At 27.6% G+C, this 12,481-nt stretch carries 13 protein-coding genes; 2 read left to right on the top strand and 11 right to left on the bottom strand.

The window, feature by feature from the left end:
- Window positions 1-126 precede the first annotated feature (126 nt).
- The 3 genes from JOC62_RS02355 to JOC62_RS02345 form a co-directional block, all read right to left on the bottom strand.
- Window positions 127-1,005: a LysR family transcriptional regulator gene (locus tag JOC62_RS02355; protein ID WP_204593569.1), complete on the bottom strand. Its 879-nt coding sequence runs from the start codon at window positions 1,003-1,005 to the stop codon at window positions 127-129.
- Between the two features lie 14 nt (window positions 1,006-1,019).
- Window positions 1,020-2,066, bottom strand: coding sequence for an FAD:protein FMN transferase (locus JOC62_RS02350; RefSeq protein ID WP_204593568.1), 1,047 nt, complete (start codon window positions 2,064-2,066; stop codon window positions 1,020-1,022).
- A 298-nt stretch (window positions 2,067-2,364) separates the two neighbouring features.
- Window positions 2,365-2,841 (bottom strand): FMN-binding protein, encoded by a 477-nt coding sequence (locus tag JOC62_RS02345; RefSeq protein WP_204593567.1) that lies wholly within the window; start codon window positions 2,839-2,841, stop codon window positions 2,365-2,367.
- A 202-nt stretch (window positions 2,842-3,043) separates the two neighbouring features.
- Between JOC62_RS02345 and JOC62_RS02340 the strand changes: the two genes are divergently transcribed.
- Entirely contained in the window at window positions 3,044-3,439 is a 396-nt protein-coding gene (locus JOC62_RS02340; protein WP_207758136.1) for a NusG domain II-containing protein, read from the top strand.
- Between the two features lie 5 nt (window positions 3,440-3,444).
- On the top strand, window positions 3,445-3,969 hold the full coding sequence (locus tag JOC62_RS02335) for a Gx transporter family protein (protein WP_204593566.1): 525 nt from the start codon (window positions 3,445-3,447) through the stop codon (window positions 3,967-3,969).
- Between the two features lie 75 nt (window positions 3,970-4,044).
- On the opposite strand, the gene JOC62_RS02330 is transcribed toward JOC62_RS02335, so the two are convergent.
- The 8 genes from JOC62_RS02330 to JOC62_RS02295 all read right to left on the bottom strand — a co-directional run bounded on the left by JOC62_RS02330 (window position 4,045) and on the right by JOC62_RS02295 (window position 12,337).
- Window positions 4,045-4,881 (bottom strand): ABC transporter substrate-binding protein, encoded by an 837-nt coding sequence (locus JOC62_RS02330; protein WP_204593565.1) that lies wholly within the window; start codon window positions 4,879-4,881, stop codon window positions 4,045-4,047.
- A gap of 12 nt (window positions 4,882-4,893) precedes the next feature.
- A complete protein-coding gene (locus JOC62_RS02325) occupies window positions 4,894-5,826 on the bottom strand; it encodes a prenyltransferase (RefSeq protein WP_243424994.1) in 933 nt (310 codons plus the stop codon).
- Entirely contained in the window at window positions 5,823-6,662 is an 840-nt protein-coding gene (locus JOC62_RS02320) for a carbohydrate ABC transporter permease (protein ID WP_243424993.1), read from the bottom strand. The genes JOC62_RS02325 and JOC62_RS02320 overlap by 4 nt, the downstream gene beginning before the upstream one ends.
- Entirely contained in the window at window positions 6,643-7,521 is an 879-nt protein-coding gene (locus JOC62_RS02315; RefSeq protein WP_204593564.1) for a carbohydrate ABC transporter permease, read from the bottom strand. The genes JOC62_RS02320 and JOC62_RS02315 overlap by 20 nt, the downstream gene beginning before the upstream one ends.
- The gene (locus JOC62_RS02310) at window positions 7,511-8,788 is read right to left on the bottom strand and encodes an ABC transporter substrate-binding protein (protein WP_204593563.1); all 1,278 of its coding nucleotides are present in this window, start codon (window positions 8,786-8,788) and stop codon (window positions 7,511-7,513) included. The genes JOC62_RS02315 and JOC62_RS02310 overlap by 11 nt, the downstream gene beginning before the upstream one ends.
- Window positions 8,769-9,875, bottom strand: coding sequence for an ABC transporter ATP-binding protein (locus tag JOC62_RS02305; protein WP_204593562.1), 1,107 nt, complete (start codon window positions 9,873-9,875; stop codon window positions 8,769-8,771). The genes JOC62_RS02310 and JOC62_RS02305 overlap by 20 nt, the downstream gene beginning before the upstream one ends.
- Before the next feature lie 389 nt (window positions 9,876-10,264).
- A complete protein-coding gene (locus JOC62_RS02300) occupies window positions 10,265-10,978 on the bottom strand; it encodes a glycerophosphodiester phosphodiesterase (RefSeq protein ID WP_204593561.1) in 714 nt (237 codons plus the stop codon).
- A 267-nt stretch (window positions 10,979-11,245) separates the two neighbouring features.
- Entirely contained in the window at window positions 11,246-12,337 is a 1,092-nt protein-coding gene (locus tag JOC62_RS02295) for a ribose-phosphate pyrophosphokinase (RefSeq protein ID WP_204593560.1), read from the bottom strand.
- Window positions 12,338-12,481: the final 144 nt, after the last annotated feature.

Here is a 12,481-nt window from a genome sequence, read left to right as displayed (position 1 = left end):
TAACGAAACTTTATAACCCCTTATATTTAGGCGCTTTAGATACATAACTTAATTTAATTTATTCAATTTTGTTATAACTTTTCTTTATGAAGTATGAACATTTTAAATATTAGGCATACTCAATACTTACAACTTCACCTTACTCTCTATCTCTTTGTTTAGAATCTTTTCTAATTCATCTTTGAATAGATTAATCTTCTTTTTCAAACTGTTTTCTATATCTTTTTTATAAGTTATAAATAAATCATATTCTATTTCATAACTTTTACATTCTAAATCTTTAAATATTCCTGATTCTAATTCTGCTTGAACTGATATTCTTGGAACAATAGCAGCTGTATTAGAGTTATTTAAATATTCCCTTATCGTATCTATTGAATTTGTTTTTAAGCATATATTGGATTTATCTAATTTTTCAAGTTCCCTTCTTGGAATACTTAAATTATCATCTAGTAACGCAATAGATAATTTATCAAACTTATCTTTTTTAACTTCTTGTTTACTTATAAGTATTAACTTATCACTTCCTATATAATTTGATGATAGGTCAACATCATATATCATTTTGCAACCGACTACTACATCTGATCTATTATGTAATAATAAAACTTGCTCATTAATTTCTAATTGATTGTTTATGATCACATTAAAGTTCTTAAATATTTTGCTAATATCTTTAGCAATATTAGATACTAAAAAATTAGCATACATACTTGAATTAGTTATTTCTATTTCTTCTTTACTAACATTATTTGCACTTATCTCTTCAATTAAGTTATTGTGAGATATAAGAATTTCTCTAGCATAATTATAAAGTATCTCTCCTTGACTAGTAAGTTTAACTCCTTTATTACTTCTTTCAAGAAGTCTTGCACCAAGCTCCTTCTCAAGCTTAGAAAGTTGATGACTTAAAGCTGGTTGTGATATATGTGAATTATTAGCGGCCTTTGATATACTTTTTAGTTCTGCCACTTCATAAAAATATTTCAAACTATCTATTTGCATAATTTTCCTCCTCTCTAGTTTGCAAGTTCAAAACTTTCATTTGTTAATTTAAAGCTCTCTCTTACTCCTTCAGTTATATAAACCTTTCTATCATTCATTATAAATATTGCATCTACCCCATCTAAAGTTTCTATAAATTTAATACCTTCATCTAATCCTTTAGTGAATATTAAAGTTGATAATGCATCTGCATCCATTGATTTATCAGCGATTATAGATACTCCTGCAATATCAGTTTTGTAAGGATATCCTATCTTAGGATTTAAAATATGGTGATACTTAACTCCATCTTTTTCTATAAATCTTTCATAAACCCCAGTGGTAACAACAGATTTATTATAGGTCTCAACCATTCCGACTACATTACCTCTTTCTGTATTAGGATCTTGGATTCCTATTTTCCAGTTTTTATTACCTTCCTTTTTACCTAGAGCATATATGTTTCCACCTAAATCAACAATAGCTTCTGTTACCCCTTCTTCTTTTAAAAGTTTTACAATTTCATCTGCTGCATATCCTTTTGCAATACTTCCAAGGTCTATCATCATTCCCTTTTCACTTAAAAATACCTCATTAGTATCTTTATTGATTTTTAATTTGGAATAATCAACATGTTTAATAGCTTCTCTTATTTCATTTTCATTTGGAACCTTTGCTTCCGGAAGTCCAATACTCCATAACTTAACTAGAGGACCTATTGTAATATCATATCCTCCCTTGGATGCTTTTGAATATTCTAACCCTTTTTCTATAATATTAAAACTATCATCACTAAGCTTAACCGGATTTATCCCTGAATTTTTATTAAGTTCTACAATCTCTGTTCCGGACTTATTAATACTAACTAAATCCTCTAGATCAATAACTCTTTTAAATGCCTTGTCCAATATTTCTTCGCTTCCTACATCATAAAGTGTTATCTTTATAGCAGTTCCCATAAATAATTCAGTTCTACTAATGGGATCTTTCAATTTAGTATCTTTCGATTTTTCTTTAGTACATCCTACTAAACTAATGATCAAAATAGTTGTTATAAAAAAAGTAATAACTTTTTTGCCCATAAGTGTATTCTCCTTCCAAAAGAAATCATTTCAATTGATTCCATTCATCGTATTGTTAATTTTTTATTCATATTATTCATATGTATTTTATATTTTATAAGTTTTTCCGGTAAAATACAACAAATTATTCTTTAATTTGCTCTATTTTCTCAAACTCCTATTGATAAATATTAACATTTTTTCTAGTTTAAAGTTAAAACAATAAAAAAAAGACTATTAATATGGTAAATTACTATATTAATAGTCTTATATTTATTAAATAAATCTTTTAATTTAAATTTTGTTTTATAAATTATAATTATTTAATTTCTATTAATTCTTTTTCTGCTTTTCCTTCATTTGCATTGTTTATAGCTTCTTTAACTAAAACTTTAGCTTTATCTGATGAGCTTGTTGCACCAGTTACTGCATCGAAATCTCCTGATTGAGATTCTACAATTTTCTTTTCTAATTCAACTTCATATGCCGCTGGATTTGTACCTGCTTTTTCTTTCATCATGTCATTATATTCTTTGTCTTCTCTCTTATTACCTTTGTCAGTAAATTCATTGTAAGCAGCTTTTGTTATTTTTCCATCTGCAACAGTAAGAACAACTTTAGCTTTTCCACCATTATCATCAGCATTCTTTGTTTCTACTTCATAAGTACCATCTTTCATTGTAACTTCTGAACCTTTGTCTGGTGTTTCTGCCTTTTTATCATCACTTCCACCACAACCTACAAGTGATATTGCTAATGCAGCTGTGCATAATCCTACTAATAACTTCTTTTTCATTAAAATTTCCTCCTAAAAATATATAGATTAATTTTTTATTATTCCCAAGAGGATTATACAACGATTTTGACATTTTATATTAATATATATTTTTTATACAGTATAAGTTTTTTCTATTACCCCTTTCTTTTTATATAATTTAAAATCTAATCGTAGCTTTAATAAAAAAACTACAATTAAATTTACTTAGGAGAAATGTTAAATGAAGATCTTCAAGAAATTAGACATAATTATAATATTATTTCTTATTATATTGTCATTCGTTCCTTATTTGATATTTGCAAAAACTCTATCTAAAGACTACAGTAGTACTTATGCTAACATCAAAATTTCTGGCGATGTATATGATAATATTCCACTTTCATCTTTTAAAGGTGAAAAGACTTTAGTAGTAAAAACTAATCATGGAAACAACACTATTTCAATAAAAGATAATACAATTAAAATAATAGAAGCTGATTGCAGGGATGACCTTTGTATTAAGCAAGGAGTTATATCCAAGGTAGGACAAACCATTGTTTGTTTACCCAATGAATTAATAATAGAAATTAAAGGAGATGAAAGTAATAGTGATTCTGATACTATACTTTCCCATTAGATATTATGAGATTTAACAAAACTTCAAAAATGCTTTATATGTCTCTACTTGTTGCTATGGCTCTAATTTTATACATATTTGAAGGTATGATACCAGTACCATTTATAACACCTGGTGCCAAACTTGGACTTGCAAATCTTGTAATAATGATATCAGTATATACATTAGATAGCTATAAAGACTCATTCTTAGTGTTGCTTTTAAGACTACTTTTATCAACTATGTTAGGAGGAAGTATATCAACACTTTTATATAGTGCAGCTGGTGGTCTACTTAGCTTTGCAATTATAGTTTTAGTTAAGGAACTTGGTAGTAAATATGTATCAATAATAGGCGTTAGCGCTTCTGCTGCAGTATTTCATAATATAGGTCAGCTTTTTGTAGCATCCCTTATATTAGAAAATTTCGGTGTGTTTTTATATTTACCTGTCCTATCATTAGCAGGTATAGGAACCGGAATATTTGTAGGCTTATCTGCAAATTATTTATTATCACACTTAAGAAAGATACCTTATTTTAGAACTAATTAAACTTTAAAATCTAATAGTACCTTAAAAGTTTTAAAGCCAAAAGTAAAATATATATTTTACTTTTGGCTTATTATTTTATATAAATGTATCTTTAATTATTAAATCTTTAGGACTATATAATCTATCAATATCCCCTTCTCTATACATCCACTCTTGGCAAAGATTAAAGTCTTCTTCCCTATAAACTTCCCCTTTTTCGAAAGTAAAACCTTCTAATCTTTTTGCTGCATTTAGACTATATCCTGCATAGTCTATAGCAATCCTTACCTTCTCTTCTTTACTAAATTCATTAAATATTACTTTAGCCTCTTCTAAAGCTTTATGGAAGCTTTTAACCGCTTCTTTATTCTCTCTATAGAATTTCTCTTCAAAACACCACATAACTAAATTTTTTTCACTTTCTCTTAAGCTCCATACCTTTTGATAACCCTTATCTACAAGTTCTCCTATAAATGGTTCTATAGCAACTAAAGCATCGATTTCTCCATTGTCAATTGCTTTAATTCTTTCATATGTGTTATTAATCCAAGTAATTTTTACATCTTCTACTTTATTTTTTAAATCATTTTCTAAAAATAATTTAAAAAGTCCAGCTCTATTTACTCCAACTCTTAATCCCCTTAAATCTTTAGGGGCATCCTTCCTTACTAAAAAACTTATAGTACGAGTTAAATTTGATGTTATAACAGCATTCTTTCCTCTTTTAAGCATATAGAAAAAGAATGTTATATCTCCCATCATAGCATGAGATTCACCTGCTAGAAATGGATTCTTACCACCAAAATCAAAATCATCTGGAAGCTCTAAATTAACCTCTATATTATACTTTTTAAATATCCCCATTTCACTTGCCATAATTGCAGGTATACATAATGGATTTTTCTTTATTAAAGTAATATTAATTATACTCATAATTATCTCCTCTTACTTTGCTATTATCATAATTAAAAATTCTAAAGATACTACTATATGAAAGCTATATATTAATAATAATGGTCTTGGTCCCCATTCTCTTCCCATCTCTTTATAAACTTCTTTTATCTTATAATAATCTTTATACCAACGAACATATCCATAATAATAGAAAGTAGCAAGACCAGTTATAAACATAATAAGTGTTATGCTTCCATTAAAGAATAGCCCTATCCAAGCTAATATCATAACTATAGCCTCTGGTATTATTATCTTAATCGAATTTCTAAATCCAATAACATGAGGAAGTGTTGTTCTATTTCCCATATCTTTATTATAATCCGATGTATTGTTAGTAGACATTAAAAATACTGTCATTATCATTGATATAACTGAATATAGAATTATATCTACAGTTACTGTACCTAATTGAATATATATAGATACAAAACAACTTATAAATCCAACAAAAATTCCAGATATAAGCTCTCCTACTGGATATAGAATATACGGCTTAGGTCCTAAAGAATAACATATGGCAGCTAATGCACTAAGAATTCCTATAAGCAATATATTTAAATCTCTAGTTATAAATACTATAAGAAGTCCTGATGCTCCTCCAAGCGCAGTCATAAATATAAGTGCAATAACTGCATCTTTAAGCTTAGCATCACCTCTAGCAAGACCTTCGCTTCCTATATGTCCTGTTAGTGTCTCTTCACTTTCTTCACTTTTTAAGTATCCTCTTATTTCATTTGCTATATTAGATACTATGTTAAAACTAAATCCTGAAATAAACATAAGAACTAATAAAGCTATATCTAACTTTCCAGCCAGATAAGCTCCAAATAAACCACCACTTAAAACAGGTAGTCCAGTTGCAAAACCAGTTCTTACTTCTAATACTGTATATACTCTCTTAAAAAAATTTTTTTCTCTCATCATTTAATACTCCCTGACGTTATACCACCGTATATATGCTTTTGAAGAAAACAAAAGAATATAATCATAGGTATCATACTAATTATTATGGCAGCACATATAATCTGCCAATCTGTTCTTGCTGGTCCAATAAACTTAAATAAAGCTGTTGATACTGTATTTAACCCCTCACCTGGCATATATAAAAATGGTATATAAAAATCATTATAAATTGAAATTATTTTTATCATACATGCTGTTGCTGTTGCTGGTTTAAGCAATGGAAAAATAACCTTCCAGTATATCTTAAAATAACTTGCGCCTTCAAGTCTTGCCGCTTTATCTATATCCTTTGGAATCTTCTCAAGCATTTGAAGATATATATATACCATAAGTACATCTGCCCCTAAATATAAAACTATAGGTGCAAGGCGTGTATTATATATACCCATTGCATTAATAATCTTAAATGTTGCAACTTGTGATATTTCCATAGGAACAATGGATACTAATAAATACATAAATAAAATTATTTTTTTACCTCTAAAATTAAATCTATTTACAGCAAATGCTACCATAGAACCAATTATTACACTTCCAAAAACTCCAAAAAGAATTAGGATAAAGGTATTGAAAAATCCTACTAACATCTTCCCATTTATAAATGCATCCTTATAATTTGATAAATTTAAAAAACTCTCAGGAGGTGCTATTCCAGCTGTATTATTAAACTCATTGTAAGTTTTAAATGAACCAAAAAATATAGTTATAATAGGTATAAACAAAATTAATAACCATAAAATTAATGCTGTATATTTAATTGTCTTTAGTATTATCTTCCTAATATTCATCTTCATCATTTCTATACATCCTCTTTTGTATTAAAGTCATAACTACGATTAGAATAGTTATTATAACTGCCATACTAGCCGCAAGACCTATCTGCTTCTTTTCAAAGGCTGTCTTCATAGTCATAAGTAAAAAGGTACTTGTCCCATTAGATCCATTTGTCATTATCATAGGTATTTCAAATACAGAAATTGATCCTACAATTAAAAGAATGAAATTTATCTTAATTACTGTATGTATGTTTGGCAATATAACATATCTAACTTTTTGGAATATTGACGCTCCTTCAATTTCAGCACACTTTAAGTACTCCTTTGGAATAGACTGAATTGCCCCAAAGTACATAATAAAGCTCATTCCAGTAAATCTCCATAAGGATATACTTGCTAAAGTATAATTTACAAACCTTGGATCCCCAAGCCAAAAGTGAATAATATCTGCAAGACCTAAAGACGTTAATATTTGATCAAATGTTCCATCTGGTGAGAAAAAAACTCTAAACATCATTGATATTGCAACACCACTTATAAGGCAAGGAAATACAAAAGCTGCTTTAAAGAAACCTTTAAACCTAACCTTAAAAGACAATATTATTGCAAAGGTTAATCCAATTATAATTTGCAATATACCAGATGCAAAATAATATAAGCTATTTTTAAACACTTCAATATAGCTAGGATCTGTAAGTATCTTTATAAAATTATCAAATCCAACAAATTCTTTTGTAGTGGATAAACCATTCCATGAAGTAAAGCTATAACTAATCAAAGATATTATAGGTAAAAATCCAAATAAAATTAATAATAATATTGGAAAAAAAAGAAAGATAAAAATAATCTTTCTTTCTTTTTTTAGGTTACTATTTTTCATTATTCTTTATAGCTTTTTCCCATTTATCTTCTAATTTATTGACATATTCATCATAACTTTCATTTTGATTTGGATATAAACCTATATTTATAGTCTTTTGTAATACATCTGTAAGTCTTCCAACTCCAACCTCATTAGCTATAGTACTATATAATTTATCATTTTCTGGTGTTTCTGTCGGAACAGTTAATATTATATTATTTTCTTTAAACATTTTTTGTTGTTCTTCATTTAAATCTTCTCTATTTGGTGACATTCCACCAAATTCTTTTGCATATCCACTTTCATCAGACACTAAGAACTCTAAGAAAGCTTTTGCAGTTTCTTTATTTTCACTATTTTTATTAACTCCAACTACAGCTGGTGCTCCAAATGGTATACTTGTTTGTCCATTAAATTTAACTGGGAATGGTGCTATATTTATTTTGTTTCCATTCTTAACAAGCTTCTGAATATCTGGAATCTCTTGTGATCCCATCATAAACATTGCAACCTCTCCATCTGCAAGCATTTGTTGTGACTTAGCATAGTCTCCTGTAATTGGATCCTTTTCAGTAATACCTTTTGAAGATAATGTATAGAATAAATCCATAACTTGTCTTATTGGTTGTCCTTCTTTAAATGCAGTTCCCTTTTTAAGCATTTCTGATCTATATTGCTCTCCACCATAAGAAGTTAAAGATCCTCCCCAGACTCCAAGTGTGTTATTGTAGTTTGTATAGAATGGAATTGCATCAGTATGCTTTTTAATTTTTTCACATGCTTCAACCATTTCTTCTAATGAAGTTGGCATTTTTTCTACTCCTGCCTTTTTTAGAACATCTTCATTATATATAATTCCTAAAGAGTTAAGAGCTGCTGGTATACCATAGGCAGTTCCATTAAAATCTGCCTCTGTAACATCTATATACTTCTTTTCTAATTCATCAACTTTACCTAAAGGTTCAAAATAATTTTCATATTCATTTGGATTTGCATTCATACTAAATGGTACAAATAAAACATCTCCATAGTTCTTTGTATTCATACGAGTTGTAATGTAATTATCATAATCACTTGATGATTCGAAAACTATATCTTCTACTTTAGGATGTAATTTTTTAAACTTAGCTTCCATTTCTTCAAATAATTTATCAGCGTCAGTTCTATCTGTTATTACTGTAATAGTTCCACCTATTTCTCCTTCTGCAACAGAAGAAGTCCCTTTTGCGCACCCTGTAAGTAAAAGAGGTAGCATTATCATCATACTAATTATTCTTTTCTTCATTTTGTTCTCCCCTTATATTCCTTTTATTATGTTTATTGAAAATATTAGCATTTTGTAAATTAAAACTAATATTAACATTCTCATTTAATTTAAAATCTTTTATTTTATAAGTTTTAGTTGTAAATTTTATTCCTTTATAATCTAAATAAAGAATTGTTTCACTTCCTAAATACTCTATTTTCTCAATTATTGCTCTTATAGACCAATTGCCTTCTTCACTGATTTGTATATCTTCAGCTCTAAACCCAATTATGTATTCATCTTTATTTAGTATATTAGATTCATCTAATATACCTATATCTATAAGATCATTTAATATTACTCTTTCCTCTTTTATTTTCATCTCAAACAAATTCATTTGAGGTTTACCAAGAAATGTTGCTACAAATATGCTACTTGGATTTGTATATAATTCTTTTGGTGTCCCTACTTGTTCTACTTTTCCATCATTTAGTACAACTATTCTATCCGCCATAGTTAATGCTTCTGTTTGATCATGAGTAACGTAAATTGTTGTTGCATTTATCTTTTTATGTAGTGCAACTATTTCATTACAGGTTTCATTTCTTAACTTAGCATCTAAATTTGAAAGTGGCTCATCCATTAAAAATAACTTTGGTTCCCTGACAATTGCACGGGCTAAGGCTATTCTTTGCCTTTGGCCACCAGATAGTTTTTTAGGTTTTACATTTAAATATTCTTCTAAATGCAAAATCCTAGCTGCCCATATTACTTTTTTATGTATTTCTTCTTTCTTCACTTTTCTAATTTTCATACCAAAAGCTATATTCTCATAAGCTGTTAAATGAGGCAATAATGCATAATTTTGAAATACCATAGATATATCTCTATCCTTTGGTTCTATATCATTTATAATTTTATTATCTATTGATATCCTACCTTCAGTTATTTCTTCAAATCCACAAATCATTTCTAATAGAGTAGATTTGCCACTTCCGCTAGAACCTACAATTACAATAAATTCACCCTTGTCTATGAATAGATTGAATTTTTCTATAACATTTTTATTGCTACCTTTATACCTCTTAACTAAATCCTCAAAAACTACATAATTAATTCTTCTCATCTCCAGTTTATAAATATATTAATTGTTAATATTGAAAGCAGTTTAAATTATACAAATATATATCTTTTATGAGAAATAGGATTCTTCTATACAGTATAAATAACTTTAATAACAGATTTATAAATAAATTTTATATAGAAATATTATTTAATATTTCTTACTACATTATAAATTAAATATATTTTCTACTCGCTTGAATTATTAATTTCATAAAATTAGTAGGTTAGCCCTAAATAACACTTAATTACACCTATTTATAAAAGAATTCAATTAAAAATAAAAGGAGAAGTAGTTATTAACCACTCCTCCCTTCTGATATATCCCTAACTTATTTCATTTTTTAAATATATAAGCATTATAAAATATAACTAATACACTTATCTCTCTTTCTAAAATATTTCTTTTAGTATTTCTGGATAGTCTGTAAATAATCCATCTGCATTATATTCTTTTAATCTCTTCATATCCTCTATTTCATTAACAGTATATATATTTACCAAAATATTATTCTTATGAGCTTCTTCTATTAATTCTTTTGATACTAAATCCTTACTTGGATGAATTGCATTTACTTTAATCCTTTTTGCATATTCAACTACATTTTCTATAGGTTCATCATACAGCATTCCAGTAGCTACACCTTTATCTATTTTTTTGCATATTTGAATTGTTTCATGGTTAAAACTTGATAATATTACTCTATTTCTTAAAGAATATCTGTTAATTAAGTCAATAACATCTTTTTCTATTCCTTTATAATGGATATTATCTGTTTTTACCTCTATATTAAGTATTAAATCAGTTTTCCTAGTTAAGTCTAATACTTCCTCTAAGGCAGGTATCTTACACTTTTCATTATCTCTAAATAGCTCTTTTCTGCATTTAAACTTTTTAAGTTCTTCTAAAGTAAAGTCTTTAACTAATCCTTTCCCATAAAAAGTACGTTCTATATCCTCATCATGAATTACAACTAATCTATTATCCTTAGTCTTATGTACATCTAGTTCAATACCAGATGCTTTAATATTTATTGCTTTCTCAAATGCAAGTAGTGTATTTTCTGGGAAATTACCACTTGCTCCTCTATGTGCAAAATTAACCATTACATCCACCTCCAACTATTTTTAAATACTATATTCATAGTAACTCTAAAAATATCCAAACTTAACCCTATTATCTTAATTAATAACACTTGTACTAAAAGCACTTATATTAAATTATATTTCATGAAATGAAATCTTTTGATATGTTAAGACCTTTTAGTAGCAACTTAATACTAACATATCAAGATAATAATATAAGTTATTCTAAAAATAAAAAAGCAGAAATATTAAATATTTCTGCTGTTATTTGCTTTATATAATTATAAACTATTCATTTAATAATCTACGTATTATCTCTGTCGCATCCATGTACTTAGCAATAGATTTACCATAGTTTAATCTATTGATTATTCTTGCTAAGAATTCTGACATATCAACACCGTAGAACCATTTTGAATTACTTAACTCTTTTGGTATATATGTTAAGTTAGTTGAGTAAACTTTTGATATTACTCCATCTTGATAGAACTTATTGAACTTTTCTAATCCTTCTGTAAAGAAAGCAAAAGTAGTTGCAACATATACATTTCTAACATTTCTTGCTTTTAATTCTAAAGCAATATCTAGAACTGATTCTCCTGATGCTATCATATCATCAACTATTAATACATCTTTTCCAGAAACATCTCTTCCCATATACTCATGTTCAACTATAGGATTCTTACCATTAACTATTAATGAATGGTCTCTTCTCTTGTAAAATAAACCAACATCTACACCTAATACACTTGAATAATAAATAGCTCTATCCATAGCTCCTGTATCTGGACTTATTACAAGTAACTTCTCCTTATTTAATTCTAATGAAGATTGATCACTTGTAAGTGATTTTACTATATCATATGTTGGATATATGTTTTCAAATGATAATAAAGGAACAGCATTTTGAACATTAGGATCATGAACGTCAAAAGTAATAATTTCATCAACACCTAATCTTTCAAGCTCTTGAAGTGCTAATGCGCAATCTAGTGATTCTCTACCCTTACGTCTATGTTGTCTTGACTCGTATAGAAGTGGCATAATTACAGTAATTCTTGAAGCTTTTCCCTTGATAGCTGATATAGTTCTCTTTATATCTTGGAAATGTTCATCAGGTCCTTTATGATTTGTGAACCCAAACATTTTATATTTACAACTATAATTTCCAATATCACATAAAATGTAAATATCTTTTCCTCTAACAGTTTCAGAAATTTTAACCTTTCCTTCTCCATTTGAAAATCTTATTTCATTAGTTGGTATTAAAAAAGTTTCTGTGCAATTTCTTTTTTCTTGAATATATTTATCTACAGCATTACCTAATTCTTTACAGCTTTCTAATGCTATTATTCCAAGATCATGATTTAATTCACTCATCTGTTTATCTCTCCTTCTAATAATTTTTGAGAATAAAATATACTTGTCTCAAAAAAACTTCTTTAGTTATTAGTATATATCAATATTTTATATCTATAAATACATTTTGCATAATAAAATTTAATATAATTACATTTATTTTAT

It is taken from the genome of Clostridium sardiniense, from assembly GCF_016907995.1.
Classification (GTDB): Bacteria; Bacillota; Clostridia; order Clostridiales; family Clostridiaceae; genus Clostridium; species Clostridium sardiniense.
Note: the sequence above shows the minus strand (reverse complement) of the source record. Positions and strands in the feature narration are given on the sequence as shown.

What these genes read in the sequence shown, in the direction of transcription:
- JOC62_RS02315 (WP_204593564.1), bottom strand. Translation starts at nt 7,521, where the DNA reads ATGAAAAATAGTAACCTAAAAAAAGAAAGAAAGATTATTTTTATCTTT.
- JOC62_RS02325 (WP_243424994.1), bottom strand. Translation starts at nt 5,826, where the DNA reads ATGATGAGAGAAAAAAATTTTTTTAAGAGAGTATATACAGTATTAGAA.
- JOC62_RS02340 (WP_207758136.1), top strand. Translation starts at nt 3,044, where the DNA reads ATGAAGATCTTCAAGAAATTAGACATAATTATAATATTATTTCTTATT.
- JOC62_RS02355 (WP_204593569.1), bottom strand. Translation starts at nt 1,005, where the DNA reads ATGCAAATAGATAGTTTGAAATATTTTTATGAAGTGGCAGAACTAAAA.
- JOC62_RS02295 (WP_204593560.1), bottom strand. Translation starts at nt 12,337, where the DNA reads ATGAGTGAATTAAATCATGATCTTGGAATAATAGCATTAGAAAGCTGT.
- JOC62_RS02300 (WP_204593561.1), bottom strand. Translation starts at nt 10,978, where the DNA reads ATGGTTAATTTTGCACATAGAGGAGCAAGTGGTAATTTCCCAGAAAAT.
- JOC62_RS02320 (WP_243424993.1), bottom strand. Translation starts at nt 6,662, where the DNA reads ATGATGAAGATGAATATTAGGAAGATAATACTAAAGACAATTAAATAT.
- JOC62_RS02335 (WP_204593566.1), top strand. Translation starts at nt 3,445, where the DNA reads ATGAGATTTAACAAAACTTCAAAAATGCTTTATATGTCTCTACTTGTT.
- JOC62_RS02350 (WP_204593568.1), bottom strand. Translation starts at nt 2,066, where the DNA reads ATGGGCAAAAAAGTTATTACTTTTTTTATAACAACTATTTTGATCATT.
- JOC62_RS02305 (WP_204593562.1), bottom strand. Translation starts at nt 9,875, where the DNA reads ATGAGAAGAATTAATTATGTAGTTTTTGAGGATTTAGTTAAGAGGTAT.
- JOC62_RS02310 (WP_204593563.1), bottom strand. Translation starts at nt 8,788, where the DNA reads ATGAAGAAAAGAATAATTAGTATGATGATAATGCTACCTCTTTTACTT.
- JOC62_RS02345 (WP_204593567.1), bottom strand. Translation starts at nt 2,841, where the DNA reads ATGAAAAAGAAGTTATTAGTAGGATTATGCACAGCTGCATTAGCAATA.
- JOC62_RS02330 (WP_204593565.1), bottom strand. Translation starts at nt 4,881, where the DNA reads ATGAGTATAATTAATATTACTTTAATAAAGAAAAATCCATTATGTATA.